Consider the following 24965-nt stretch of genomic DNA (forward strand, 5'->3'; position numbering starts at 1 on the left):
CACTCACGAGAGCAGATGGGGCACCTCGCTCCGGCGGCGCAGTGCGAGGTGCATCATCGCGCGGCCGCCGAGTTCGAGGTCGTCATCGAGCGCCTTCAAGGCCGACTCGCCGCCAGCGCGGAGCTGGCCGACGAGATGTCGGTGGGTTGTCGCCAGGTGCTCGGCGGAGGACTCGGCGCGGATGGTCGCGAGCATGCAGTTCAGCTCATTCGCGCAGGCCCGGTGCGCGGCGACCACGCGAGGATTCCCGCTGGCGGCCACGATTTCCGCGTGCACCGCGCTGTGCGCCTCGATCACGTGCCGCCACGGGGTTTCGGCGGTCATCGCTTCGAGGTGCCGCACGGCCTCGTCGACAGCGGCGAAGTTCGCGCCTTGGAGAAGCGCGAGGCGCAGCGCGCCCAGTTCCAGGATCGACCGGTACGAGCACATCGCGTCGATGCGTTCGGCGGTCACCGCGGGCACGACGATTCCCTTGTTGCGCTGGTGTTCGAGAAGCCCTTCGGACACCAGCGTCTGAAGCCCGGACCGCACCGAATGTCGCCCGGCGCCGAACCTCGCGCTCAGCGATTCCTCGGTGAGCCGCGTCCCGGGTTCGAGGACGCCGTCCAGGAGATCGTCGCGGAGGGCTTGCGCGATGCCGCCTGGCGTACTGACCGCCTGATCGCGCACGTCGCTACTCGTTTCAGCAGAACTTCCCACAGCCGCTGCCGATCTTAGCCGAGCCCACCGTCAAATCCGGGCGGGCAGCCGCAGGGAGGCGTGTTCCGCGCTGATTTCGTCGGTGCGCACGACGCCGAGCAGCCGCAACGTCCGCGTGTATTCGGCGCGGAGGATCTCGATCGCGCGGTCGACGCCCTGTTCCCCGGCCGCCATCAGGCCGTACAGGTAGGCCCGGCCGACCATCGCCGCCGACGCGCCCAGTGCGCGCGCGGCGACCAGGTCGGCGCCGGTCCGGACGCCGGTGTCCAGGATGATCTCGCAGTCGTCGCTAACCGCATCGACGACGCGCGGCAGCAGTTCCAGCGGGGTCGGCGCGCGGTCGAGCTGGCGGCCGCCGTGGTTCGAGAGCACGAGGGCGTCGACGCCGGAACCGGCCATCTCCTTGGCGTCGGCCACGCTCTGGATACCCTTGACGACCAGCTTTCCCGGCCACAGTTCGCGCAGCCACCGCAGGTCTTCGACGGTCAGGGACGGGTCGAACATCGTGCCGATCAGTTCTTCGACCGTGCCGTCGAAGTTGCTGAGCGCGGCGAACTGCAGCGGCTCGGTGGTCAGCAGATTCATCCACCAGGACGGCCGCACGGCGATCCCGGCGAGCGTGCGGACGGTCAGCGTGGGCGGGATGGTCAGTCCATTGCGGACGTCGCGCATCCGCGCCCCGCCGATCGGGGTGTCGACGGTCAGGACGAGCGCTTCGTACCCGGCCCGCGCCGCGCGGTCGATCAGAGCTTCGCTCGCGGCGCGGTCTTTCCAGAGGTAGAGCTGGAACCACTGCCGCGCGGACGGCGCACACGCGCGGACGTCTTCGAGATCGGTGGTGCCCATCGTCGAGAGCACGTACGGGATTCCGGCGCGAGCGGCCGCGCGGGCGACGGCGATCTCGCCCTCGTGGTGCATCATGCGCGTGAAACCGGTGGGCGCGAGCACGAGCGGCAGCGCCGACTGTCCACCGAGGACGGACGTCGACGGGTCCACCGCGGTGACGTCCTGCAGCACGCGCGGATGCAACTCGACGTTCTCGAAGGCCCGCCGCGCCCGGCCGATGCTGATCTCCTGCTCCGCCGCGCCGTCGACGTAGTCGAAAACCGGCCGGGGAGTGCGGCGGCGCGCGATGGTGCGCAGGTCGTCGATGGTGTGCGCGGTGGCGAGGCGGCGTTCGCGGACATCGAACCTCGGCTGCCGGAACTTCAGCAGCGGGCGGATCTCCGACGGCCGGGGCAGCCGCCGCTTGATCGGCCGCCGGGGCAGGTGCTCGGGTTCGAACGTGGTCATCCGCTGCCTCCTGGCCACCGAGAAGATCGGTACACAATGTGCGATACACAGAATGCTTGCTGCGACGCCATTGTCGGAACTAATGGGCACGGCGAGTCAAGCACGCCACCGCCTTGATCGCAAGGATTGTGACACAATCCGATCAGCGGTTTGCGGCCTCCAGCGCGCCGAGAGTGTCCAGATCGTGTTCGAGCGCGTGCCGGGCCAGCGCGGTCCGGTTCGGACAGTCGAGCTTCACCAACGACGATTCGACGTGGCTGCGCACCGTCCGGATCGCGATGCCGAGCGCCGCCGAGATCCGCTCGTTCGACCATCCGCGCGCCACGAGACCGACCACGTCCAGCTCCCGGCCGGTCAACGGGCCGGGCTCAGGCACGCGGGAGATCCGCAGCAGTACGCCGTCCGGACGACGCACCCGTGCGAGCACTCGCCACCAGACACCGTCCGCGTCTCGGTGGTGAAATCCGGTCCGCTCGGTCAAAGCGCACTGCGCGGCGAGGCGGAACTCGCGCTCGCCGAGCGGCAGCTGGTCCACCGCGGCAGCGCGCACTTCGACCTGGGACCGCGAAACGAACAGCACGACATCAGCGGTGGAATCGCCCGGTTCGGCACCAGGGTCGGCGAGCGCGGCGAAATCGTGCGACAACATCGTGAGCGCGAGGACGGATCCGTCGTCCAGCGGACGGTCATGCGTCGAACTCAGCGCTACGAAACTCCGCTCCGGGCCGGTACCCGGCGAGAGCGGCAGCGTGACGCCTTCGCGGAAACCGTAGGGCTGAATGCCTTCCCGGTACGTCCTGGTCTCGTGGACCTCCGGGATGTCGACGAAGCGCAGTGGCAGACCCAACCGGGCCGCGCGCGAGTGGATCGGGCACTTCCACCGGTAGGTCGTGGTCATGTAGCCGAGCATGTCCGCCGGATAGCCGAGGTTGACCGTCGCGGTGCGCTGTTTGCTGCCGCTCACCAACGCGATGCAGGCGAAACCGAGCTTGTCGCGCACCGCGCGGAGCGGAGTCTCGACGGGCAGGTCGCCGCGCCCGGCCGCGCGCACTTCCTGGGCGAGCCGTGCCCACCACTGCACATCCGCGGCCATGTTCCGAACCTCCGCTGCCGAACGGAGCATGAACGCCCGCCGTCCGGAATGTCAACGGGCGCACGAGCGGATCGGCTTTTAGGCCGATGCGACCGCCGACGCATGCTCGTAGCGTTCCGGATCCCCGGCTGAAGGAGACTCGATGAACATCGACGAATACGCCGCCCTCGACGCCACCGCGCTCGCCGCGGTCATCGCCTCCGGCGAGGTGACGGCCGAGGAGGTCGCCGCGCTGGCGATCGAAGCCATCGGCAAGGTGAACCCGGAGCTGAACGCGGTCGCCGACGGCCCGTTCGAGCGTCCGCTGGAGTACTCGCCGGACGGCCGGTTCGCCGGGGTTCCGTTCGCGATCAAGGACATCGTGCTGCACGCCGCCGGGGTGCCGACCCGGATGGGCACGCGGCTGCTCGGCAAGGGCGTCGTGCCGCCGGAGGACACCCATCTGATGGAGCGGTTCCGCGCGGCGGGTCTGGCGACGCTCGCCGTCACGACCACGCCGGAGCTGGGGTTCAACGGCAACTCCGAAGCGCTGGCCTACGGTTCGACGCGCAATCCGTGGAACACCGGGCACAGCGTCGGCGGATCCAGCGGCGGTTCGGCGGCGCTCGTCGCGGCCGGGGCACTCCCGATCGCGCACGCCAACGACGGCGGCGGGTCGATCCGGGTGCCCGCCGCCTGCAACGGCCTGGTCGGGCTGAAGCCATCGCGCGGCCGGGTGCCTACCGGGCCGGACTTCGCCGATCCGCTCTACGGCATGGGCGTCGAACTCGCGGTCTCGCGGACGGTCCGGGACACCGCCGCGCTGCTCGACGAGGTGGCGGTGAGCTATCCGGGCGACCCGTACGTTCTCGCGCCGCCCGCGCGCCCGTGGCTGGACGAGGTCGGTGCCGACCCGGGTCGCCTCAGGATCGCCCTGCACACCGAATCGTGGGCGGGCAGCTACGTCGACCCGGAGGCGGCGCGTGTGGTCGAGGCAGTCGCTGAGGTGCTCGAAGCGGCGGGCCACCATGTCGAACGCGCGACGCCGGTCTTCGAATGGGAGTCGTTCCTGCACGCGAATCACGTGCTGTGGTGCGGATTCCTGGCCGGCGCGGTCGCCGGGATCGAAGAGATGACCGGGGTCGCGGCGAGCCCGGAGAACCTCGAACGCACCTCCTGGGCGTGCGTCGAATACGGCCGCTCGGTCAGCGGGATGGAACTGACCGCGGCGCTGGGGGCGATGAACGTCGTTTCCCGTGCGGCGGGCCAGTTCTTCACCGGATACGACCTGCTGCTGACCCCGACGATGAACACCCCGGCGCTGCCGCTGGGCCGCCTCGACGCGAACGCCGATCTCACCGCGACCGATTGGACGAGGCAGCTTTTCGACGCGTGCACGTTCACGCCGCTGTTCAATCAGACCGGCGCGCCCGCGATCAGCCTTCCGCTCGGGCAGTCCTCGCAGGGACTGCCGATCGGCGTCCAGCTGGGCGGCCCGGTCTGCTCGGAATCGCTGCTGCTGCGGGTCGCGGCGTTCCTGGAGGAGGCGATGCCGTGGGCGGACCGGCGGCCCGCGGTGCACGCCGCCGGGTGATTCACTGGGCCCGGCAGGTCCGGAGATAGCTGAGGAACGAGGACTGCAGGCCGGTGACGTGCGTTTCGCGCAGGACCGCGGTGGTGACGTTTCCGCCGCGAGCCTTGAGGCGGTGCAGGAACGTCGCCGTGTGCTTCGCGAGGCTTTGGTACACGGCCAGGTCTCCGAACAGCTCCTGGTCGTTGACCGTCACGTGCAGCTTGGCGGCGGGCAAACTGTCGCCAAGCTCGGCAAGCCGGGCGAAAACCTTGCTTTCCTCGCCGATGACGCCAGGGCTGCCCGCTCCGATGCTTTCGAAGAGCGGGCAGCCGCTGAGCCAGGCGTAGAGACTGAAGAGCCCGCCATAGGAGTAGCCGAAGAGACCATGGCCGCTCGGGGACGCGTGATAGGCGCGTTCGATCCGCGGGTGCAGTTCGTCGGCGAGGAAAGCCAGGAACGCGTCGGCGCGGCTGTCGCGCAGTTCGGCGAGGTAGGCGTCGGCCTCCTCGCGGGTCATCCTGCCCGTTTCGATGCCCATCTCCACGGCATCGACGAACTCCTGGGCGATGGGTTCGCCGGGCGGCACGAGGTCTCGGTTGCGCAGCCGCGTCCAGTCCTGTGCTTCCTCGCCCGCGTAGCCGACGCTGACCTGGAGGTAAGGCTGGATCGGCTGCATGGGATCCGCTTGGGTGACGATGAGCGGAGCCGTCATGCCCACGGCCCAGTTGCCGTCGAGCACGTACACGACCGGCGCCCGCGTCTTGGTGTGGTCGTAGCCCGGCGGCGTGGTGACCCAGATGCCGTAGGTGTGCCCGCTGCGCGAACGCATTTCGAAGTAATCGGTGCCGGCGAGGCAGCCTTGCCACAGAGTGCTCATCGGAGGTCCTTTACGACGCGTCCGGCTTGGACGACGACAACGGCGTTCGCGGGGGCGGCGAACAGGTTCGGATGTTCGAGCGGGTTTCCGTTCCACAGCACGAGATCCGCCTGCAGGCCGGGTGCGATGACCCCCACCTCGCCGGACAGGCCCAGGATCTCGGCGTTGGTCTTCGTGGCCGCGACGAGGGCTTCCATCGGCGTCTCCAGGTCTGCGCGCAACGCGAGCTCTTCCCCTCGGCGGTCCTGAGCCGGACCGATGAGATCAGATCCGAGCCCGATCCGCACCTCGGCGTTCTTGGCGGCAGCGAGCGCCTCGGCCATCCGCTCGCGAACACCCAGCGCCCGATCGCGGATCGACTCGCCCAGTCCGGCTTCGGCGGCGTCGCGCAGCAGGTGCTCGACGACAGCGAAAGTGGGTACCAGGGCAACGTCGTGGGCGGCCATCAGCGCGGCCGTGGACTCGTCGATGTCGGTGCCGTGCTCGACACAGCGCACCCCGGCCTCGACCGCGTTCCGGATGCCTTCGTTGTTGTGCGCGTGCACCGTCACGTAAGTGCCTCGTGCGGCGGCTTCCTGGACAGCGACGGCGATTTCTTCCACGGTGAACTGGGTGTCGGTCAGCTTGTCGTGCGCGCTGACCACGCCGCCGGTCACGCAGAGCTTCAGGAAAGTGGCCCCGCGACGGAAGGCCTCGCGCACGTTGCTGCGCAACTCGTTCGCGTTGCCCGACATCATCGACAGGGCGGCCAGACCGGGAATGTGATGGCTGCTCCACAGCTCGGTGGGTTCCCATTCGGGCCCGTAGTAGCCGTGCCCGCCGGTCTGGCACTGGACCGGCCCGCACGACAGCACGCGCGGTCCGCGGACCTTGCCCTTGGCGATCGCGGTGACGACGCCGCCGTCGATCCCGCCGGTGTCCCGGACGGTCGTGAACCCCGCGTCGAGGGTCGCGCTGGCGGCGGCGAAGATGTCCGCCGCGATTTCGGCGGCGCTGAGCTGGAACGTGAATTGCGGCTGGATCGGGCTGGCGAGACCCAGGTGAACGTGGGCGTCGATGAGGCCGGGCGTCATGGTCAGCCCGGTGGCGTCGAGGCGTTCGCCGGAGCCGCCGGGCTCGGCGAGCAGCCCGTCCTCGACGGCGACGGTGCCGTCCGCGGGATCGCGCCCCGACCCGTCGATGACTGTCGCGCCGACTATCTGAAAACGTCCCACGAGCCGTTCCCTCCGCCGTTGCCGCGTTCTTTTCCAATGGATAAACTGTGGGAGTGAGCCTGTCAAGCACGGAGGGCGGCGGCGACGCCCGCGAACGTCTCCTGGCCCGGCTTCTCGACGCCTTCGACGGGACGCTTCCGTCGCCGGAGGTGTCGCTTCGGGAAGTTGCCGCCAGGGCCGAGACCAGCCACGCCCTGCTGCGCTACCACTTCGGGTCGCTCCCTGGCGTCTTGGCGGCGATGCTCGGGGCACAGCGATCCCGGGACAACGAGGCGCTTTTCAAGACTGCCGGACAGGGCACCTTTGCCGAGCTCGTCGTGGCGATCTGGCGGACGTACACGCGCCCGGAGCAGCTGTCGCGGGTTCGCGGGTTCTTTCACGTCACCGGGCTGGCCGCGTACCGGCCGGAGGACTTCCGCGAGTTCATCGATTCGCTCGACGACTTGACCAAGATGCTGGCGTCGCTCGCGGAACGCGAAGGGCATGCCGCCGACGAAGCGCTGACCAGGGCCGCTGTCACTGTCGCCGCGATGCGCGGCCTGCTCTTGCAGGAGGTCCTGACTCCCGGGGCTTACTCGGAGGAGGCCCTTGCCCTGATCTTGCGCCTGGGCAAAGGGAAGTCCTGATCAGGTTTCGGAGACGGTCCGGGACAACGCCAACGCCACCGTCCGGACCGCGGGCGCGACTCGTTCGGTTCGCATCCGGGTCGCCCATCCGGAGATCGACACCGCGGCCACCGCGAGCCCGTTGGCATCGACGAGCGGGCTCGCCGCGCACACCACGCCCACGCCGGATTCCTCGCGCTCGAACGCAATTCCGTCCTCGCGAATCCGCGCCAACTGCCGCCGAAGCAAGCCGGGCGCGGTGATCGTCCGCGGGCTGACCCGGGGGAGTCCGGCATCGATCACGCGGGTCACGACCTCGTCGGGGGAGCAGGACAGAATCGCCTTCCCGACGCCAGTCGCGTGCGCCGGAAACCGCCCGCCGGTGCGTGAAGGCAGATCCGGTGCGTCCGGCCCGCGCAGCACATCCAGATAGACCACTTCGGTGCCTTCCAGCACGGCGAGATGCACCGTGTTCCGCGTGGCCTCCCGCAGATCCGCCAGGTACGGCCGCGCCGCTTCTACGAGGCCGCGGCGGCGCACCGCCAGCTGGCCGATCTCGAACAGCCGCAGTCCGAGCCGGACGGAAGTGCCGTCGCGTTCCAGCAGGCCGGTGTCGGCCAAGTGCCCGGCCAGCCGGTGCACGGTCGTCTTCGCGAGGCCGGTCCGGCGCGCCAGTTCGGAGACGCCCAGTGCGTCGTCGCCGGGGCGGAAGGCTTCCAGCACGGCGGCGACGCGCGCGGTCACGAGCCCGTCGCCGTTCCGTCCAGTGGTACGCATGGGTTGAGTGTGCCCCACCCCGGCGAGCACCGTGCAGACATGGCGGAACGCAAGGTGACGGCCGCGATCGTCGGCCCGGGCAACATCGGTACGGATTTGCTGGCAAAACTCCAGCGCAGCGAGCACGTGGAAGTGCGCTACATGGTGGGCGTCGACCCGGCGTCGGACGGGCTCGCCCGCGCCGCGAAGCTCGGGCTCGAGACGTCCGCCGAGGGCGTCGACTGGCTGCTGGCGCGCGCGGAACTGCCGGACCTGGTGTTCGAGTCGACGTCGGCGAAGGCCCACAAGGCGAACGCGCCGCGGTACGCCGAGGCCGGCATCCGCGCGATCGACCTGACGCCCGCCGCGATCGGCCCGCTCACGTGCCCGGCGGTCAATCCGCCCGACCAGCTGACCGACCGCAACGTCAACATGATCACCTGCGGCGGCCAGGCGACCATCCCGATCGTGCACGCGGTTTCGCGGGTGACGCCGGTGTCGTACGCGGAGATCGTCGCGTCGGTGTCCTCGCGGTCGGCGGGACCCGGCACGCGCGCGAACATCGACGAGTTCACCGAGACCACCGCGCACGCGATCGAGAAGGTCGGCGGCGCGGACAAGGGCCGCGCGATCATCATCATCAACCCGATGGACCCGCCGATGATCATGCGCGACACGGTGTTCTGCGCGGTCGACCCGGACGCCGACTTCGACGCGATCAGCGAATCCGTACACCGCATGGTGAAAGACGTCCAGCAGTACGTGCCGGGCTACACGCTCAAGGCTGACCCGCAGTTCGACCCGCCGCGGCCGGACTGGAGTGGCAAGGCCCGCGTGGGCGTGTTCCTTGAGGTCGCGGGCAACGGCGACTACCTGCCCAAGTACGCGGGCAACCTCGACATCATGACCGCCGCCGCCGCGCGCGTCGGCGATCTCTTCGCCGCTCAGGAGGTGGCCGCGTGAACAACACCGACGTCCGGCTGGTCGACACCACTCTGCGCGACGGCAGCCACGCCATGGCGCATCAGTTCACCGAGAAGCAGGTGCGCGACACCGTCCGCGCGCTCGACGACGCGGGCATCTCGCTGATCGAGGTGACCCACGGCGACGGCCTCGGCGGCTCCACCTTCAACTACGGTTTTTCCTTGGTGGACGAGCGAAAGCTCATCGCCGCCGCGGTCGACGAGGCGAAGCAGGCGAAGATCGCCGTGCTCCTGCTGCCCGGTCTCGGCACGGTCACCGACCTGCGCGCGGCGGCCGATCTCGGCGCGGGCGCGGTGCGGATCGCGACCCACTGCACCGAAGCCGACGTGTCGATCCAGCACTTCGGCGCGGCCCGCGATCTCGGCCTCGAGACCTTCGGATTCTTGATGCTGTCGCACATGTCGACGCCGGAGGACCTCGCGAAGCAGGCCCGGATCATGGTCGACGCGGGCTGCCAGTGCGTGTACGTCGTGGACTCCGCGGGCGCGCTGATCCTGGACGACGCCTCCGAACGCGTCGCCGCTCTCGTCGCGGAACTCGGCGACGAAGCTCAGGTCGGGTACCACGGACACCAGAACCTGAGCTTCGGAGTAGCCAACTCGGTGCTCGCGTACCGTGCGGGCGCCCGGCAGATCGACGGTTCGCTCGCCGCGCTCGGTGCTGGCGCGGGCAACTCGCCGACGGAGGTCCTCGCGGCCACCTTCGAACGGCTCGGCATCAAAACCGGGGTGGACAAAGACGTTCTGATGGCAGCCGCGGAGAACGTCGTGAAGAAGTACCTGACCCGGCTGCCGGTGATGGACCGGTCGTCGATCATCCAGGGCTACGCCGGCGTGTACTCCAGCTTCCTGCTGCACGCCGAACGCGCGGCCGAGCGCTACGGCGTCCCGGCGCACGAAATCCTGTACAAGGTCGGCGAAGAACGCTACGTCGGCGGCCAGGAGGACATGATCATCGACATCGCGCTGCGGCTGCGCGACGAGCGGGCAGCCGCTCAGTGAGCCCCCGAGTCGAAAGCGTCCGCGCCGAGCACGAGCTGCACGCAGTGCTCGACGAGACGCTCGCGGCTCACCTTAAGCGTGCCGTCGAGGTAAGCGATGAACACGTTGCTGAGCGCGCCGACGAGACCGATCGCCACGAGCTGGCGGCCGGTCTCGTCGCCGCGCGACAGCTGTTCGCCGACGAGCGTGGTGAACGCCGGGAGAAGGTGCAGGCCGCGGCTGGTCAGCGCTGGATCGGTCAGCGGCGCGAGCAGCAGCACGCGGCCCTTGCGCGGATCGTCCAGCACGAGTTCCACGAACGCCGTGACCGCGCGTTCGGCACGGCGGCTCGGATCGGCTTCGCCGGACACCGCGTCGGCGAGCGCTTGCCGGGCTTGGTCCCCGACGTCCTCGTAGACCGCGGCGACCAAGCTCTCCCGGTCGGCGAAGCTTTCGTAGAAGTACCGCTCGGTCAGTTTCGCGGACCGGCATACCGCGCGGACGCTCACCGCCGCGCTGCCCTGCGCGCCGAGCAGGTCGAGCCCGGCGGCCAGCAGCTGCGCGCGCCGCTGGGCCTTGCGGTCGTCCAGCGTCGTGCCCGCCCACGTGCGGCCCGGCATACCCGCTCCCGTCCCGAGTTGACCACAGATGTTGTCACATCCTAACCTGACAACAGCTGTAGTCACTTCGCCGACCCGCCGAGGAGCCGCGATGAGCAGGGACGCCCCCGAACCGCTGGGACCGGACTCGCTGACCTGGAAGTACTTCGGCGACTGGCGCGGGCTGCTGATCGCGCTGTGGGCCGGGTCGATGCAGAACATGCACCCCGGGCTCGGCGCGGGCGTCGAGGAGCATTCGCGGTTTTTCGAGGAACGGTGGCAGCGGCTTTTCCGTTCGCTGTACCCGATCGGCGGCGTGGTCTACGACGGCCCGCTCGCGCACCGCACGGCGCTGGAAGTGCGCGGCTACCACGACCGCGTCAAGGGTGTGGACAAGAAGGGCCGCCGCTACCACGCGCTCGACCCGGACACGTATTACTGGGCGCATTCGACGTTCTTCGTCAGCACCATCCTGATCGCCGACAATTTCATGGGCGGCATCGGCGAAGAGGAAAAACGCACGCTGTTCGACGAACACGTGCGCTGGTGGCGGATGTACGACATGACGATGCGGCCGGTGCCGGAATCGTGGGAGGACTTCCAGCGGTACTGGAAGCACATGTGCGCCGAGGTCCTGGAAGACAACAAGGCCACGCGCGACGTGCTCGACCTTCGTGGGATCGCCAAGCCGCCGTTCTTGCCGTGGCTGCCGGATCCACTGTGGACGCCGGTCTCGAAGATCATCGCGAAACAATTCGTATGGCTGACCGTCGGCCTGTACGACCCGGAAGTGCGCGACCTGCTCGGCTTTCGCTGGACCGCGCGCGACGCCCGGCGGCACCGCCGCGTGGGCAAGCTGATCAACGCGGCGTTCACGCTGCTTCCGCACGATCGCCGCTACCATCCGCGGGCACGGGCGGGCTGGCGGCGCGCCCGCGGCGAACTGGCCCCGGGGACGCCGCCGGTCGAAACCCCGCGCCGCAATCTTCCCCCGCTCGCCGAGCGCGGGAAACCGGAGCACTACTCGCCGGACGTGCCGTGAAGGACTCCTTCCGGGAATCAGATTCCCGGAAGGAGTCCTTCACGGGCTTCGAGATCAGGAGGGCTTGATGAAGCTGGGCTTTCACCTCGGGTACTGGGGGAGCGGGCCGATCCCGGGCGCGCAGGAGACCGTGCTCGAAGCCGAACGGCTCGGGTTCGACTCGGTGTGGTCGGCCGAGGCGTACGGGTCGGACGCGTTCACGCCGCTCGCCTGGGTCGGGGCGGCGACCAGCCGGATCAAGCTCGGCACGAACATCGTGCAGATGTCCGCGCGCACCCCGACCGCGACCGCGATGAGCGCGCTGACCATGGACCACCTCTCCGGCGGCCGGTTCGTGCTCGGGCTGGGCGCGTCCGGGCCGCAGGTGGTGGAGGGCTGGTACGGCCAGCCGTATCCGAAGCCGCTGGCGCGCACGCGCGAGTACGTCGAGATCGTGCGCAAGGTGCTGGCCCGCGAGGAACCGGTGACCCTCGACGGGCAGTTCTTCCAGCTGCCGCTCAAGGGCGGGACCGGACTGGGCAAACCGCTCAAGCCGACCGTGCACCCGCTGCGCGCCGACCTGCCGATCTACCTCGCCGCCGAAGGCCCGAAGAACGTCGCGCTGGCCGCGGAAATCTGCGACGGCTGGCTGCCGCTGTTCTTCTCGCCCAAGTCGGACGCGTTCTACCGGGCTGCGCTGGAGGAGGGTTTCGCCCGCCCGGGCGCACGCCGGAGCGGCCTGGACGGTTTCGAGGTGGCCGCGTCGGTGCCGGTGATCGTGCACGACGACGTCGAGGAGGCGGCGAGCTTCATCAAGCCGGCGCTGGCGCTGTACATCGGCGGGATGGGCGCGAAGAGCGTGAACTTCCACCACGACGTGTTCGCCCGGCTCGGGTACGCGGACGTGGCGGACAAGGTGCAGGAGCTGTACCTGGCCGGGCGCAAGGAAGAGGCAGTCAAGGCGATCCCGACTTCGCTGGTCGAGGACACTTCGCTGATCGGGCCCGCGGAGAAGATCCGCGAGGAACTGTCGGCGTGGGAAGACACGGTGGTGACGACGCTGCTGCTGCGCGGGGACGCCGGGTCGCTGGCGAAGGCGGCGAAAGCGCTGTCCTGAAAGCGGACTCGTGAGTGCCTATCACGGTCAGAACCGTGATAGGCACTCACGAGGGCGTAGTCGGCCCGGTACGGCCGGTGCATCACGACGGTGGCACGATTCCTCCCGACCACTACCGGGAACCGGCGAAGATCCATTAGGCATGCGTTCGTCGTTCCGCCTTCGAGGAGGACCTTTGGCGTCGCTGTCCCGCCGCACGAGATTCCGCTACTCGCTCGGCTCCTTCGTCACCGGCGGGTTCGGCACGGTGCCGGGGCTGCTCCTGCTGCCGTACCTCACCGACACGATGGCCGTGCCCGCGGCGGCGGCCGGGGTGATCGTGTTCGTGCCCAAGGCGTGGGACGTGGTCTTCAACCCGGTCGCCGGACGGCTGTCCGACGCCGACCTCGCGCGCACCGGCAGCAGGCGGCGGTTCCTGCTGCGCGGCGGGATCGGCGTCGCGGTCCTGTTCGCCGCGCTGTTCGCGCATCCCGGCTTCGGCACGCCAGTGTGGGACGCGGCGTACGTCGTGGCGATGTTCTTCCTGTGCGCCACCGCGTACGCGTTCTTCCAGGTGCCGTTCAACGCGCTTCCGGCCGAGCTGACCGATTCCGCCGAGGAACGCACGAAACTCACCAGCGTCCGGATCGGCGTGCTGGCGGTCGCGGTGCTGGTGTCCGGCGGCGGCGCCCCGGCGATCACCGACCTGCTGCCCGGCGTGGCGGGCTACCGGGTGATGGGCCTGGTGATGGCGGTGATCATCCTGGCCGCCACGCTCGGCGTCTACTTCGGCCTGAAGGGCGCGCCGGTCGGCTCGCTGCGGCCCAACACGGTGCGGCTCAAGGAATTGGCGCGCACCATCGCGCAGTGGCGGTCGTTCCGGTGGCTGCTGGGCGTCTACTTCATCCAGGCGCTCGGCATCGGCACCGTGCTCGCCGCGATCCCGTACTTCGCGCAGCACGTGCTCGGCGACCCGAGCTACCGCACCTACCTGTTCGTCGGCTTCGTCGGGCCCGCGCTCGTCACCATGCCGGTGTGGCCGCGGCTGGGCGCGCGCTGGGGCAAGCTCGCCGGATTCCGGATCGCCACCACGTCGTTCTTCGTCGGCCTGGTGGCGATGTACTTCGCCGACCAGCTCCCGTTCGGCGCGACGCTGGTGTTCGTCGCGCTCGCCGGCGTCGGCTACGCGGGCATTTCGGTGTTCCCGCTGGCGATCCTGCCGGACCTGATCAGCGCCGAGGAGGAGCGGACCGGCGAGACCAGGGCGGGCGTGACGGCCGGCGTGTGGACCGCGTCCGAGACGCTCGGGCTCGCGCTCGGGCCGGGATTGTTCGGCATCGTGCTGCAGGCCGGGAGCTATGTGTCGAGCACCGGCGCGACCGCCGTCCCGCAGCCGCCGTCGGCGATCACCGCGATCGTGATCGGCGCGTCGGTGCTGCCCGCGGTGCTGATCGCGCTCGGCATCCCGCTGCTGCGCCGTTCGGTGCTGGAGAAGCAGCCGTGAACGACGTCCTCGCGCGGCTGCGCGAACTCCGCTCCGGCGACCTGCCGACGCACGGCGGCCGCACCCTGGCCTACGTGTACGACAGCGGACTGTCCGAAGTGGACGAAATCGCCGCGGCCGCGCACGCGCTGGCCAGTTCGGCCAACGGACTCGACCCGACCGCGTTCCCCAGCCTGCTGCGCATGGAGAACGACCTGGTCGCCCGCGCGGCCGGGCTGCTCGGCGGTACGCCGGACACGGTCGGCACGGTGACTTCTGGCGGCACCGAGTCGTGCCTGCTGGCGGTCCTCGCCGCCCGCGACTCCCGGCCGGACGTCGAGGCACCGTCGATCGTGCTGCCGGAAACAGCGCACGCCGCGTTCCACAAGGCCGCGCACCTGTTCGGGGTGCGGAAGGTCGTGGTGCCGGTCGATCCGGAGACCTTCCGCGCGGACCCGGAGGCGATGACAGCGGCGATCGACGATTCCACCGTCCTCGTCGTGGCGAGCGCGCCGTCGTACGCACACGGCGTCGTCGACCCGATCACGGAGATCGCCGCCGCCGCTTCGGCGCGCGGAGTGCGCATGCACGTCGACGCGTGCATCGGCGGCTGGGTGCTGCCGTACTTCGCGAAGCTCGGCGCGGACCTGCCGCCGTTCGACTTCCGCGTTCCGGGCGTCACCAGCATTTCCGTGGACCTGCACAAATACGCCTACTGCGCCAAAGGCGTCTCGGTGCTGCTGCACGCTTCCGCGGAACTCCGCCGGACGCATTTCTTCGCGAGCGCGGCCTGGCCCGGCTATACGATGCTGAACCCGACGCTGCAGAGCACCCGCTCCGGCGGTCCGCTCGCCGCCGCGTGGGCCGTCGTGCACCACCTCGGCGAGGACGGCTATCTGCAACTGGCCTCGCGCGCCCGGGAAGCGGTGGACCGGATTCGCGCTGGCGTGGCTTCGATCCCAGGCTTGCGCGTGCTGGGCGACCCGGTGTCGACGCTGGTCGCGTTCACCGGCTCGGACGGTTTCGACCTGTTCACCGTCGCCGACGAGATGAAGGCGCGCGGCTGGTACGTCCAGCCGCAGTTCGCGCACGGGACTTCTCCGCTGAACCTGCACCTCACCGTGACCGCCGCCAACCACGGCAGCGAACCGGAATTCCTCGCCGACCTGGCGGCTTCCGTCGAGGCGGCGCGCGCGGAAGGCCCGGTGCGGGTCGATCCGGAGGTCGCCGCGTTCGTGGCCGCACTGGACCCGGCGACGCTGACGTCCGAGCAGTTCGGCGGCTTGCTCGCCGCGGCGGGCCTGACCGGTGCGGCCGGGCTGCCGGAGCGGATGGCGCCGGTCAACGCGCTGCTGGCGGTCGCGCCGGAACCGTTGCGGGAGCGGCTGCTGGTGGAATTCCTGGGCGCGCTGTATACGCCGTCGCGGGACTAGCGCAACCGAACGGCCGGTCGCCCGTCCAGTGATCATGGGGAGTGCCGAGGAAAGCCGAAGACCGAGTCTGGTGCTGGCCGCAGTCGTGTTCCTGCTCGGCTGGCTGCTGGCCGCCGCCGTGAGCTACTTCGTCGTGCCGATCAGCGGCGTGATCCCGGTGCCGGTGATCGTGCTGACGGCGGGAGCGTGGCTGACCGCGGCGATGGCGACGGGCATCAGCGCGTGGCTGGTGTGGCGGGGGCTGCGCTGGCCGGGTGTCGCCGGATACGCGGTGGTCACCGCGGCGTGCGCGGTGCTGATGGCCAGCACCAACTGGGTGCACTTCTACGCCACCAGCTGGTATTCGATGCACCGAGCGGACTATGCCGACCTGCTGCGGTCCCTGAACGAGCTCAAGAGGGGCGAAAAGCCGCCCCTGGAGATTTCGCGGATCAACAACGACCCGGAACGGCCGGTGTGGTTCGTCCGAGCCTGGGCGGGGATTCCCGACTGCGCCGCCGGGTTCGCCCACTTCAGCGGTTCCCCGGAGAAGTACCTTCCCGGCCGTCCCGTCGACTCGTACGACTACCTCGACGGCTTGGGCTGTGCCGTCCGCCCGACGGTCGAGTTGGGCGACGGCTGGTGGTGGGTCGAGTAGCGGAGTTCTCACAGTGTCCGGCCGAGGAGCGGCAGCAGCCGTTCCCAATGCCGCTGCAGGCCAGCGGGGTTGAAGGAATCCGTGTCGGCCATGGTGAATCCGTGGACCGTGCCGGGATAGATCTCGGACGTGTAGCTCACGCCCGCAGCGTCGAGGGCCTGGTTGAGTTCGCCCAGAGTTTCCGGCGTCAGATCGGACGCGGCATGGCCGAAGTGCGCCTGAGCGGTGAGCTGAGCGAAATTCTCGGGCCCGGCGGCGCCCACCGGTGCGTGGAATCCGGCGACAGCGGCCACCTGATCCGGATGGGCCGCCGCGGTGCGGACTGCGTGGAGCCCGCCGATGCAATAGCCGGTCACCCCGACCGGTCCGGCGCTTACTTCGGGCTGGGCAGTGAGGAATTCGAGATAAGCGCTGGCGTCGCGCAGCACCAGTTCAGGAGTGTGCGCTTCGATCAACGGCATCACCTGAGCGAAGACCGCGGGTCGCTCGTTTTCGCCGATGAACTCCGGAAGTTCGAGCACCGGCGCGGGGCCGTGCCGGTAGAAATAGTTGGGAACAAGCACGTAGTAGCCGTGCGAGGCCAGTTCGAGGGCCAGGTCGCGCAGCACTGGCCGAAGGCCGAAACCGTCGGCGTACATGAGCACGCCGGGGTGCCGCTCGCCGTCGTCGGGGAACGCGGCGAAGGCGTCGGCTTGGCCGTCAGGGGTGGGGATCCGCAGAGTCTTGCCGGGCATGAAGGTCTCCTGTCGTCGTTGAGGTGCCTGTGGTCACGACGAAGGAGGCGGGGCCCGCGCGGCGCTCAGAAGAGCACCGGGTAGCCGATCCGTGTGTGGCGCAATGCCGTCCCGGTAGTCATCGCTGATCAACCTAGCCCATCGGGCCGCACTGGTCGAGCCGCGGCTTGACGTCAAGTCCGCTTGATGTCGAACACTGGCGGTGATCGACACGAAAGCTGGAGGCGGCGATGAGCAAGGCGATGGGGTTCCGCGAACTGGGCGGACCGGAGGTGCTGCGGCTGGAGAAGGTGCCGGAGCCGCATGCCGGACCGGGGGAGGTGCGGATCCGGATGAAGGCCGCGGGGCTGCAGGCGTTCGACGTCGCGGTGCTCGCGGGGCTCATCCCGGTGCCGGAACCGGGCGCGTTCACCGTGCCGGGCAACGAGTTCGCCGGGGTGATCGACGAAATCGGGGAAGGCGTCGAAGGGTTCGCGGCGGGCGACGAGGTGCTCGGCTTCGGCAGGCTAGGCGCGTATCAGGAACTGGTCGTCGCGGGACAGGACCAGGTGGTGCCCAAGCCGCCGGAGATGCCGTGGGAGGTCGCGGGCGCGTTCACCGCGGCGGCGCAGACCGCGGACATCACGGTCGAGGTCATCAACGTCGGCCCTGGTGACACGGTGCTGGTGCACGGTGCGGCGGGTTCTGTCGGGGCGATGGCGGTGCAGCTGTCGCAGCTGCGCGGTGCGAAGGTGCTCGGCGTCGCGCGTCCCCAATGGCACGAGCAGGTGCGGGCGCTCGGAGCGATTCCCCTTGCCTACAGCGAGGATTTCGTCGAACGGGTGGCTCCGCACGGCGTCACGGCGTCGATCGACGGGGTCGGCGGCGCCGCACTGGAGCACACCTTGGCGCTGATCAAGGACCGGTCCCGGATTCTCACTCTGGTCGAGCATGACCGCGCCGGCGAGCTGGGCATCCGGCTCACGGTGAACGACCGCTCGGCGGCCCGTCTCGCGCGGCTGGCGGGACTGTACGCGAAAGGCGAGCTGACGCACCGCATCATGGCGACCTTCCCGTTGACCGAAGCCGCCGAGGCGATGCGGACTTACCAAGCGGGCAACATCCACGGCAAGATCGCGCTCACGATGGACTGACCTGGTCCTGGTGGAAGTACCGCTTCCCCCGCGACGCCGACGCCAGTGCGGCGACCAGCGCCATCGCCGCGGCCGCGACGAACACCGTGACCAGTCCGTCGTGGAACGGCCCGGAAATGAGGGTCGGGAAGAACTCCTTGCCGGTCAGCGCCGCGGAATCGGCGGGGGAGAGCTGGCCGAGCACCCCGGGCCCGAGCAGGTGCGCCACCGGGTTGCTGCCCAGGAACGCGGCGAAGAGGGTGCTCACCGGCGGCAGCTGGGCGATGTTCGCGGCGACGTCCGCGGGGACGCCGTGCGCTTGCAGGCCGCCGGTGAGCGTCGACGGCAGCGAGCCGGCCAGCCCGGCGATCATCAGCGAGAAGAACACGCCGATGGACAGCGACGTCCCGGAATTCTGGAACGTCGAGCGCATGCCGGACGCGACGCCGCGCTGGTGGTCCGGCACGCTGCTCATGATCGCGGAGGTGTTGGGCGCGGAGAACATGCCCTGCCCGATCCCGCTCAGCACGAGCAGCGCCGCGAACGCCGGATAGCTGAAGTCCACCGGCAGCGCGAGCAGGCCGAGGAAGGATCCGGCGACCAGCAGAAGGCCGCCGGTGGAGAAGAGCCGCGCGCCGAAGCGGTCGGAGAGGAATCCGGAGACCGGACCGGCGATCAGGAACCCGGCGGTGAGCGGCAGCAGGTAGATCCCGGCCCACAGCGGGGTTTGCTCGTAATCGTAGCCGTGCAAGGGAAGCCAGATTCCCTGCAGCCAGATGATGAGCATGAACTGCATCCCGCCGCGCGCGATCGCGGTGAGCAGCGCGGCGAGGTTCCCGGCGGTGAACGCGCGGATGCGGAACAGCGACAGCTGGAACATCGGCGCCGGCACCCTGGTCTCGATCACGCAGAACGCCGCGAGCAGCGCGATCCCGGCGCCGAGCCCGCCGAGCACCCACGGGTTGCCCCAGCCGGTCGCCGCGCCGCCGTAGGGCTGGATGCCGTAGGTGATCGAGGCGAGCACGACCGCGGTGCCGAGCGCGAAGGTGACGTTGCCGCCCCAGTCGATCCGCGACCGTTGCGGACGGCTGATCTCGCGGAGGCTGCGGATCGACCAGACGGTGCCGAAAATGCCGAACGGCACGCTCACCCAGAACACCGCGCGCCAGTCGAGTTCGGCCAGCAGCCCGCCCGCGACGAGGCCGAGGAACTGCCCGGCCAGCGCGGTGATCTGGTTGACGCCCAAGGCCATTCCCCGCTGTTCGCGCGGGAACGCGTCGGTGAGGATCGCCGCGGAGTTCGCGGTGAGCATCGCGCCGCCGACGGCCTGCACCACCCGCCAGCCGATCAGCCACAGCGCCCCGCCGCCCGCGTGGAACGGGTCGAACGACAGCGCCACCGAGGCGACGCTGAAGATCACGAACCCGACGTTGTACATCCGGACGCGGCCGAACATGTCGCCGAGCCGCCCGAGCGTCACCACCAGGACCGCCGACACCAGCAGGTAGCCGAGGATCATCCAGAGCAGGTAGCCGATGTTGGCCGGGGCCAGCGGGTCCAGGCCGATGCCGCGGAAGATCGCGGGCAGCGAAATGATCACGATCGAGCCGTCGAGCGCAGACATCAGCACGCCGAGGGTGGTGTTGGAGAGCGCTACCCACTTGTACCGCCCGCCGTGCCGCGTCTGGGTTTCGCTCGTCCGGTCCGCCACGATCGACAGCCTAGACTGATAAACCTAGCCTGTTCAACTGGTGCGAAACGGGTATCCCGGACGAACCATCCTGGTAGCGACAGGCTCCTGGTTGCCTTCGCCCGCTTCGCCGAGGATCGGGGGTGGAACGAAGGAGAAATCGGTGAAAGCTGGTGTGCTCAAGGAGTTCGGGCGCCCGTTGTCGGTCGAGGAGGTCGCGGATCCGGTGCCGGGCACCGGGGAGGTGGTCGTGGACGTCGTCGCGGCTCCGGTGCTGCACTACACCGCCGAGGTGATCAGCGGCGCGCGGCGGTACCTGCTCGACCTGCCCGCGATCCTCGGCACCGGCGCGGTTGGCCGGGTGCGTTCGGTCGGTCCGGACGCGACGAAACTCCGGCCGGGCGACTGGGTTCGCTGCGACCCGACCGTCCGCTCCCGCGACGACGCGGTGACGCCGGACGTCGTCCTGCAGGGGTTGACGGCGCGCGGTGACGGAGGATTGGCGCTGCAGCGCCACTTCCGGCACGGCGGGTTCGCTGAGCAGATCATGGTCCCGACCGAAAACGCGGCTCCACTGGGCTCCATTGACGAGGCCGACGCCGGTCGGTGGGCAGCGCTCGGGATTTGCCTGGTGCCCTACGGCGGCCTGCTCGACGGCGGGCTGCAGCCAGGGGAGACGGTCCTGATCAGCGGCGCGACCGGCACGTACGGCGGCGCGGCGGTCGCGGTGGCCATCGCGATGGGCGCGGGCAAGGTGATCGCGCCGGGCCGGAACCGGGCGGCGCTCGCCGATCTGGAGCGACGCTTCGGTCACCGCGTCCGGACTGTTGTGTTGTCCGGCAACGAAGACGAAGACCGCGCGGCAATGCAGTCAGCCGCGGCGGGGCGGGTCGACCTGGTGCTGGATCTGCTGCCACCGTCCGCTTCGGTCGCGGCGGCGCGCGCGGCGGCGATGACCGTGCGGGAGTTCGGCCGCGTGGTGCTGATGGGCGGGATCGGGGACGACGTGGCGCTGCCGTACCCGTGGCTGATGCTGAACAGCGTGACGGTGCGCGGCCGGTGGATGTACCCGCGCGATGCGGTGCCGAAGCTGATCGCCCTGGCACGGTGCGGACTGCTGGACCTGACGCAGTTCGAGGTGGACGAGTTCGCGTTGTCCGCAGTGGGCGAGGCGGTGGAGCACGCGGCTGAGACGGGAGGGCGGTTCCGGCTCACGGTGTTGCGGCCGTGAGCCGGAACTGTCCTCAGTGGACGTGGACCGGTTCCCACGCGGGAAACGGATCCGCGGCCGCAGTGGCGTCGGACAGGCAGGTTTCGAGCGCGTCGAGCAGCGCGGCGTGCTGAAGCCCGACGCCGATGAACACCAGTTCCTGCCGCGGTTCGTCGGCGACGCCCTGCGGCTCGAACCGTGCGACGCTGCCCGCCTGTGACCACAACCCGAGCGTGCCGGGCCGCGTGCTGAGGCTGAAGAATCCCTTCGACCGCAGCACCGTGCCGAACTCGCCGGAGTCAAGCCGCGAGGTGACGAACTCCCACAGCCGCACCGGGTCGAATGCCTGCGAGGAGCGGAAGAGGACGCTGGAGATGCCGTACTCCTCGGTCTCCGGCACGTGGTCGCCGTTCAGTTCCGCCACCCAGCCCGGCGCCTGCTGCGCGCGTTCGGCGTCGTACCGGCCGGTGCCGAAGACCCGCGCCAGCGGGACCCGGCCGAACTCCGCGGAGACGACGTCGGCGGCCGGGTTGAGGCGGCGCAGCGAGGCCAGCAGGCGGTCGTGTTCGGACGGGGTGACCAAGTCAACCTTGTTCAGCAGCAGCACATCCGCGAACTCGACCTGGTCCATCAGCAGGTCGCTGACCGTCCGCTCGTCGCCGTCGTACTGGTCCAGTTGACGCTCGACCAGACTGTCTCCCCGGGCCAGTTCGCGGGCGAAGTTCGCCGCGTCCACCACGGTGACCATCGTGTCCAGCCGCGCCGACGACAGCACCGGAGTGCCGTCGTCGGCGGGGAAGGAGAACGTCGCGGCCACCGGCATCGGCTCGGAGATCCCGCTGGACTCGATGAGCAGATGGTCGAACCGCCCGTCGTCGCACAGTCGCGCGACCTCCTCGAGCAGATCCTCGCGCAGGGTGCAGCAAATGCACCCGTTGGTCATCTCGACCAGCCGCTCGTCGGTCCGCGACACGCTGTCCCGCACGAGCGCGGCGTCGATGTTGACCTCGCTCATGTCGTTCACGATCACCGCGACGCGCAGGCCCTCGCGATTGGCCAGGATCCGGTTGAGCAGCGTGGTTTTCCCGGCGCCCAGGAATCCGGAAAGGACAGTGACCGGGACGCTCACCGTTCAAGCCGCTGGAAATGCTTGATCAGCTTGCGCGGCACCAGCTTCCGCTCGCCGTCCACGACGATCGGCACCAGGTCCGGCACCGCCGCCTTCCACTGCGAGCGCCGGGACCGGGTGTTGCTGCGCGACATCTTCCGCTTCGGGACGGCCATCAGCTCGCACCCCCGCGCTTGCGCTGCCCGTAGCGGCGGTGGAACTTCTCGACCTGGCCTGCCGAGTCCAGGATCCGCTGGGTGCCGGTCCAGAACGGGTGCGACCACGCGCTGATGTCGACCACCACGAGCGGGTAGGTGTTGCCGTCGGCCCAGTCGATGGTGCGGTCCGAGGTGGCGGTGGAGCGGGTCAGGAACGCGTCGCCGGTCGACGAGTCCTTGAAGACCACCGGATGGTAGTCGGGGTGGATGCCGGGTTTCACAGGGTTTCGTCCTTCTGGTTGGCGGCGTTGGCGTGCCGGTCGGGTTCTTCGGTTTCTTCGCAGGGGTCCTCGTGCCAATCCCCGAACGGGTCGGGGTACACGCGCCAGGCCGCTTCGCCCTCGGCCAGTTCGGCGTCGGTGAGCAGGGCCGCCCGCAACGCGCTCTCGATCTCCGCCGGCGCGGCCTGATCGGTGACAATCACCAGCTCCTGTGCGCGGTCGCCGTGCACCGGGTCCCAGCGCAGCGAGGCGAGCGTGCGGCGTTCGGGGGAGACGTCGGCCCAGTCCGGTCCGTCCGGCGAGGCGAGCCACGGCCCGGCGTGCCCGATGCCGAGCCCGCCGCCCGCCGATTCGATCCAGAACGCGACGTCCGGCTGGCTCGCCACCCAGGCTCGGCCGCGGGTGCGGACCACGCCGTCGAGCAGCAGGTCGATCGCCTCGTGCAGCCGCTCCGGATGGAACGGGCGCTGCGCGGTGAACTGCAGCAGTTCGATGCCGCAGTCCGGGTGCAGCGGCGGGGCGCCGCGCAGCAACGCGCCGTGCAGGTCGGTGACCTCGCCGCGCCGGGCGTCGGCGGGAATCGCGGCGAACAGCCCGGCGGCGTCCGTGCGGGCCAATTCGACGCGCGGGACAGACGGCGCGACCCGGTCGAGCACCGCCGAGGATTTGGCCGCGCACCAGGCGTCCGGGGCGGCTCCGGCGAGCACGAGCACGTCCGCGGATTCCACTTGGGACAGTGCGACCTGCGCGACCGTCCGCTCGTCTTCCGGGCTGCCCTGCAGGCCGCGTTCGGCGAGCAGGTCGTCGCCGGTGACGTCGGCGAGCCAGGTGGCGCAGTCGAGCACGGTGAAGACCGCTTCGAGTTCGACGTCGTCGCTCACCGGGCGGTCGCCGACCGGGACGTTGCGGATCGCCCAGCTCACCGGCTCCGGCTCCATCGCCTCGTCGAGCCGCACCACGATGCGGTCGACCTGAGGCATCCGGGCCAGCCGGCGCAGCAGCGGAAGCAGGTCCTCGCGCAGCGTGCAGTTGACGCAGCCGTGCGCGAGTTCGAGCGGCGTCAGCTCGTCGCGGCCGCGCAGCCGGATCCGGCGGCGGACGACGCCGGATCCGATGTCGCGCAGGTCGTGGTGGACGAAGGCGGTGCCGGGGCTGGCGCGGAGCAGGAGCGCGGCGAGGTCGCCGGTGCGGGCGATCCCGCTGCAGAGCACGAGCGGGACACGCGGACGTGGGGGCACTGGATCTCCAGACGACGGGGCGGGGTACGGTGACGAGCGTAGTTGAACATGAATGTCACTATCAACTTGGGAGGGTCCGTGTCAGCTGTGTGCCAGGTCACCGGCCGCAAGCCGGGCTACGGCAAGCAGGTCTCGCATTCGCACCGCCGCACCTCGCGGCGCTGGGAGCCGAACCTGCAGACGCGCCGCTACTACGTGCCGAGCCTCGGCCGCGCGGTGCGGCTGAAGGTGTCGGCGAAGGGCATGAAGACGATCGACAAACGCGGCATCGACGCCGTCGTCGCCGATCTCGTCGCGAAGGGAGTGAAGCTCTAGATGGCGAAGAGCACCGACATCCGGCCGATCATCAAACTGCGGTCGACCGCGGGGACCGGCTACACGTACGTCACGAAGAAAAACCGCCGCAACAATCCGGACCGGATGGTGCTGCGCAAATACGACCCGGTGGCGCGCAAGCACGTCGAATTCAAGGAAGAGCGCTGATGGCGAAAAAGTCGAAGATCGCGAAGAACGAGCAGCGGAAGGTGATCGCCGCGCGGTACGTCGAACGGCGGCGCGCGCTCAAGGCGGTGATCGCGTCGCCGTCGGCATCTTCGGAGGAGAAGGCCGACGCAGTTGTTGCGCTGCAACGCATGCCGCGCGACGCCAGTCGCACGCGCATCCGCAACCGCGACACCGCCGACGGCCGTCCGCGCGGATACCTCCGGAAGTTCGGCCTGTCCCGGGTGCGCATGCGGCAGATGGCGCACAACGGGGAATTGCCCGGCGTCTCGAAGTCGAGTTGGTGAGCGCCATGCCTAAACCAGACCGTGCGCCGCGCCGCCGCCCGAACCCCTTCCACGCGGCCGGAATCACCAGGGTGGACTGGAAGGACGTCGACCTGCTGCGGAAATTCATCTCCGACCGCGGCAAGATCCGGGCCCGCCGGGTCACCGGATTGACGCCGCAGCAACAGAAACAGGTGGCGACGGCGATCAAGAACGCGCGGGAGATGGCGCTGCTGCCGTATCCCACGGCGGCGCGGAGCTGAAAAACCGGATGCGGGCAGCGGGCACGGCGCGCGACCATAGCGGTACGAAACGGGCGTCGCACCAGGATGTCCCGGCACCGGA

Annotated in this window: 28 protein-coding genes; 15 read left to right on the plus strand and 13 right to left on the minus strand. The window is 69.7% G+C overall.

Features of this window, described 5'->3' with window-relative positions:
• Window positions 1-3: 3 nt before the first annotated feature.
• From AB5I40_RS02475 to AB5I40_RS02485, 3 genes are all read right to left on the minus strand, one after another.
• Window positions 4-669 (minus strand): GntR family transcriptional regulator, encoded by a 666-nt coding sequence (locus AB5I40_RS02475; RefSeq protein ID WP_370936784.1) that lies wholly within the window; start codon window positions 667-669, stop codon window positions 4-6.
• A gap of 60 nt (window positions 670-729) precedes the next feature.
• A complete protein-coding gene (locus AB5I40_RS02480) occupies window positions 730-1992 on the minus strand; it encodes an alpha-hydroxy-acid oxidizing protein (RefSeq protein WP_370936785.1) in 1263 nt (420 codons plus the stop codon).
• A gap of 142 nt (window positions 1993-2134) precedes the next feature.
• Entirely contained in the window at window positions 2135-3085 is a 951-nt protein-coding gene (locus AB5I40_RS02485; protein WP_370936786.1) for a response regulator transcription factor, read from the minus strand.
• Window positions 3086-3227: 142 nt separating this feature from the next.
• Between AB5I40_RS02485 and AB5I40_RS02490 the strand changes: the two genes are divergently transcribed.
• Window positions 3228-4658, plus strand: coding sequence for an amidase (locus AB5I40_RS02490; protein WP_370936787.1), 1431 nt, complete (start codon window positions 3228-3230; stop codon window positions 4656-4658).
• Window position 4659: 1 nt separating this feature from the next.
• Here AB5I40_RS02490 and AB5I40_RS02495 read toward each other — a convergent pair whose 3' ends face one another.
• Together AB5I40_RS02495 and AB5I40_RS02500 are read right to left on the minus strand one after the other, a co-directional pair.
• Window positions 4660-5514: an alpha/beta hydrolase gene (locus tag AB5I40_RS02495; RefSeq protein ID WP_370936788.1), complete on the minus strand. Its 855-nt coding sequence runs from the start codon at window positions 5512-5514 to the stop codon at window positions 4660-4662.
• Window positions 5511-6728: an amidohydrolase family protein gene (locus AB5I40_RS02500; protein ID WP_370936789.1), complete on the minus strand. Its 1218-nt coding sequence runs from the start codon at window positions 6726-6728 to the stop codon at window positions 5511-5513. Before AB5I40_RS02500 ends, AB5I40_RS02495 begins: the two co-directional genes overlap by 4 nt.
• 53 nt (window positions 6729-6781) lie before the next feature.
• Here AB5I40_RS02500 and AB5I40_RS02505 point away from each other — a divergent pair, with 53 nt between their 5' ends.
• Window positions 6782-7354: a TetR/AcrR family transcriptional regulator gene (locus AB5I40_RS02505; RefSeq protein WP_370936790.1), complete on the plus strand. Its 573-nt coding sequence runs from the start codon at window positions 6782-6784 to the stop codon at window positions 7352-7354.
• On the opposite strand, the gene AB5I40_RS02510 is transcribed toward AB5I40_RS02505, so the two are convergent.
• A complete protein-coding gene (locus AB5I40_RS02510; protein ID WP_370936791.1) occupies window positions 7355-8110 on the minus strand; it encodes an IclR family transcriptional regulator in 756 nt (251 codons plus the stop codon).
• Window positions 8111-8149: 39 nt separating this feature from the next.
• On the opposite strand from AB5I40_RS02510, the gene AB5I40_RS02515 reads away from it, so the two are divergent.
• Window positions 8150-9052: an acetaldehyde dehydrogenase (acetylating) gene (locus AB5I40_RS02515; RefSeq protein ID WP_370936792.1), complete on the plus strand. Its 903-nt coding sequence runs from the start codon at window positions 8150-8152 to the stop codon at window positions 9050-9052.
• Complete coding sequence (gene dmpG / locus AB5I40_RS02520; RefSeq protein WP_370936793.1) at window positions 9049-10074, plus strand: 4-hydroxy-2-oxovalerate aldolase; 1026 nt, start codon at window positions 9049-9051, stop codon at window positions 10072-10074. Before AB5I40_RS02515 ends, dmpG begins: the two co-directional genes overlap by 4 nt.
• On the opposite strand, the gene AB5I40_RS02525 is transcribed toward dmpG, so the two are convergent.
• Window positions 10068-10673: a TetR/AcrR family transcriptional regulator gene (locus AB5I40_RS02525; protein WP_182889041.1), complete on the minus strand. Its 606-nt coding sequence runs from the start codon at window positions 10671-10673 to the stop codon at window positions 10068-10070. The genes dmpG and AB5I40_RS02525 overlap by 7 nt on opposite strands.
• Before the next feature lie 91 nt (window positions 10674-10764).
• Here AB5I40_RS02525 and AB5I40_RS02530 point away from each other — a divergent pair, with 91 nt between their 5' ends.
• From AB5I40_RS02530 to AB5I40_RS02550, 5 genes are all read left to right on the plus strand, one after another.
• Window positions 10765-11694, plus strand: coding sequence for an oxygenase MpaB family protein (locus AB5I40_RS02530; RefSeq protein ID WP_370936794.1), 930 nt, complete (start codon window positions 10765-10767; stop codon window positions 11692-11694).
• Window positions 11695-11761: 67 nt separating this feature from the next.
• Window positions 11762-12790 (plus strand): LLM class F420-dependent oxidoreductase, encoded by a 1029-nt coding sequence (locus AB5I40_RS02535; protein WP_370936795.1) that lies wholly within the window; start codon window positions 11762-11764, stop codon window positions 12788-12790.
• 175 nt (window positions 12791-12965) lie between these two features.
• Entirely contained in the window at window positions 12966-14273 is a 1308-nt protein-coding gene (locus AB5I40_RS02540) for an MFS transporter (protein ID WP_370936796.1), read from the plus strand.
• A complete protein-coding gene (locus tag AB5I40_RS02545) occupies window positions 14270-15685 on the plus strand; it encodes an aspartate aminotransferase family protein (RefSeq protein ID WP_370936797.1) in 1416 nt (471 codons plus the stop codon). The genes AB5I40_RS02540 and AB5I40_RS02545 overlap by 4 nt, the downstream gene beginning before the upstream one ends.
• A 70-nt stretch (window positions 15686-15755) precedes the next feature.
• A complete protein-coding gene (locus AB5I40_RS02550) occupies window positions 15756-16322 on the plus strand; it encodes a hypothetical protein (protein ID WP_370936798.1) in 567 nt (188 codons plus the stop codon).
• Window positions 16323-16330: 8 nt separating this feature from the next.
• On the opposite strand, the gene AB5I40_RS02555 is transcribed toward AB5I40_RS02550, so the two are convergent.
• Window positions 16331-17056 (minus strand): dienelactone hydrolase family protein, encoded by a 726-nt coding sequence (locus AB5I40_RS02555; RefSeq protein ID WP_370936799.1) that lies wholly within the window; start codon window positions 17054-17056, stop codon window positions 16331-16333.
• Window positions 17057-17286: 230 nt separating this feature from the next.
• On the opposite strand from AB5I40_RS02555, the gene AB5I40_RS02560 reads away from it, so the two are divergent.
• Window positions 17287-18189: an NADP-dependent oxidoreductase gene (locus tag AB5I40_RS02560; RefSeq protein ID WP_370936800.1), complete on the plus strand. Its 903-nt coding sequence runs from the start codon at window positions 17287-17289 to the stop codon at window positions 18187-18189.
• Here the strand turns inward: AB5I40_RS02560 and AB5I40_RS02565 are convergent.
• Window positions 18176-19879, minus strand: coding sequence for an MFS transporter (locus tag AB5I40_RS02565; protein WP_370936801.1), 1704 nt, complete (start codon window positions 19877-19879; stop codon window positions 18176-18178). The genes AB5I40_RS02560 and AB5I40_RS02565 overlap by 14 nt on opposite strands.
• A gap of 142 nt (window positions 19880-20021) precedes the next feature.
• Between AB5I40_RS02565 and AB5I40_RS02570 the strand changes: the two genes are divergently transcribed.
• Window positions 20022-21089 (plus strand): zinc-binding dehydrogenase, encoded by a 1068-nt coding sequence (locus tag AB5I40_RS02570; RefSeq protein ID WP_370936802.1) that lies wholly within the window; start codon window positions 20022-20024, stop codon window positions 21087-21089.
• Window positions 21090-21102: 13 nt separating this feature from the next.
• Here AB5I40_RS02570 and AB5I40_RS02575 read toward each other — a convergent pair whose 3' ends face one another.
• The 4 genes from AB5I40_RS02575 to mrf are packed head-to-tail and all read right to left on the minus strand — an operon-like array spanning window position 21103 to window position 23853.
• Entirely contained in the window at window positions 21103-22197 is a 1095-nt protein-coding gene (locus AB5I40_RS02575) for a GTP-binding protein (protein WP_370936803.1), read from the minus strand.
• Window positions 22194-22352: a 50S ribosomal protein L32 gene (gene rpmF, locus AB5I40_RS02580; protein WP_009078889.1), complete on the minus strand. Its 159-nt coding sequence runs from the start codon at window positions 22350-22352 to the stop codon at window positions 22194-22196. The genes AB5I40_RS02575 and rpmF overlap by 4 nt, the downstream gene beginning before the upstream one ends.
• Window positions 22352-22615 carry a type B 50S ribosomal protein L31 gene (locus AB5I40_RS02585; protein WP_370936804.1) on the minus strand — a complete coding sequence of 88 codons (264 nt, stop codon included), beginning with the start codon at window positions 22613-22615 and terminating at the stop codon, window positions 22352-22354. The genes rpmF and AB5I40_RS02585 overlap by 1 nt, the downstream gene beginning before the upstream one ends.
• Window positions 22612-23853 carry a ribosome hibernation factor-recruiting GTPase MRF gene (gene mrf, locus AB5I40_RS02590; RefSeq protein ID WP_370936805.1) on the minus strand — a complete coding sequence of 414 codons (1242 nt, stop codon included), beginning with the start codon at window positions 23851-23853 and terminating at the stop codon, window positions 22612-22614. The genes AB5I40_RS02585 and mrf overlap by 4 nt, the downstream gene beginning before the upstream one ends.
• 78 nt (window positions 23854-23931) lie before the next feature.
• Between mrf and rpmB the strand changes: the two genes are divergently transcribed.
• The 4 genes from rpmB to rpsR are packed head-to-tail and all read left to right on the plus strand — an operon-like array spanning window position 23932 to window position 24883.
• Window positions 23932-24168 carry a 50S ribosomal protein L28 gene (rpmB, locus tag AB5I40_RS02595; protein WP_344275921.1) on the plus strand — a complete coding sequence of 79 codons (237 nt, stop codon included), beginning with the start codon at window positions 23932-23934 and terminating at the stop codon, window positions 24166-24168.
• On the plus strand, window positions 24169-24336 hold the full coding sequence (rpmG, locus tag AB5I40_RS02600; protein WP_116205050.1) for a 50S ribosomal protein L33: 168 nt from the start codon (window positions 24169-24171) through the stop codon (window positions 24334-24336). It begins immediately after the preceding gene.
• Window positions 24336-24641 (plus strand): 30S ribosomal protein S14, encoded by a 306-nt coding sequence (gene rpsN / locus AB5I40_RS02605; RefSeq protein ID WP_344275915.1) that lies wholly within the window; start codon window positions 24336-24338, stop codon window positions 24639-24641. Before rpmG ends, rpsN begins: the two co-directional genes overlap by 1 nt.
• Entirely contained in the window at window positions 24638-24883 is a 246-nt protein-coding gene (gene rpsR, locus AB5I40_RS02610) for a 30S ribosomal protein S18 (protein ID WP_370936806.1), read from the plus strand. The genes rpsN and rpsR overlap by 4 nt, the downstream gene beginning before the upstream one ends.
• Window positions 24884-24965: the final 82 nt, after the last annotated feature.

It is taken from the genome of Amycolatopsis sp. cg13, assembly GCF_041346965.1.
Taxonomy (GTDB): domain Bacteria; phylum Actinomycetota; class Actinomycetes; order Mycobacteriales; family Pseudonocardiaceae; genus Amycolatopsis.

Bases quoted from the DNA above. Each gene is read 5' to 3' on its own strand.
- AB5I40_RS02560 (WP_370936800.1), top strand. From the start codon at position 17,287: ATGAGCAAGGCGATGGGGTTCCGCGAACTGGGCGGACCGGAGGTGCTG.
- rpsN (WP_344275915.1), top strand. From the start codon at position 24,336: ATGGCGAAAAAGTCGAAGATCGCGAAGAACGAGCAGCGGAAGGTGATC.
- rpmF (WP_009078889.1), bottom strand. From the start codon at position 22,352: ATGGCCGTCCCGAAGCGGAAGATGTCGCGCAGCAACACCCGGTCCCGG.
- AB5I40_RS02515 (WP_370936792.1), top strand. From the start codon at position 8,150: ATGGCGGAACGCAAGGTGACGGCCGCGATCGTCGGCCCGGGCAACATC.
- AB5I40_RS02525 (WP_182889041.1), bottom strand. From the start codon at position 10,673: ATGCCGGGCCGCACGTGGGCGGGCACGACGCTGGACGACCGCAAGGCC.
- AB5I40_RS02490 (WP_370936787.1), top strand. From the start codon at position 3,228: ATGAACATCGACGAATACGCCGCCCTCGACGCCACCGCGCTCGCCGCG.
- AB5I40_RS02555 (WP_370936799.1), bottom strand. From the start codon at position 17,056: ATGCCCGGCAAGACTCTGCGGATCCCCACCCCTGACGGCCAAGCCGAC.
- rpmG (WP_116205050.1), top strand. From the start codon at position 24,169: ATGGCGAAGAGCACCGACATCCGGCCGATCATCAAACTGCGGTCGACC.
- AB5I40_RS02480 (WP_370936785.1), bottom strand. From the start codon at position 1,992: ATGACCACGTTCGAACCCGAGCACCTGCCCCGGCGGCCGATCAAGCGG.
- AB5I40_RS02485 (WP_370936786.1), bottom strand. From the start codon at position 3,085: ATGGCCGCGGATGTGCAGTGGTGGGCACGGCTCGCCCAGGAAGTGCGC.
- AB5I40_RS02530 (WP_370936794.1), top strand. From the start codon at position 10,765: ATGAGCAGGGACGCCCCCGAACCGCTGGGACCGGACTCGCTGACCTGG.
- AB5I40_RS02535 (WP_370936795.1), top strand. From the start codon at position 11,762: ATGAAGCTGGGCTTTCACCTCGGGTACTGGGGGAGCGGGCCGATCCCG.
- AB5I40_RS02495 (WP_370936788.1), bottom strand. From the start codon at position 5,514: ATGAGCACTCTGTGGCAAGGCTGCCTCGCCGGCACCGATTACTTCGAA.
- AB5I40_RS02510 (WP_370936791.1), bottom strand. From the start codon at position 8,110: ATGCGTACCACTGGACGGAACGGCGACGGGCTCGTGACCGCGCGCGTC.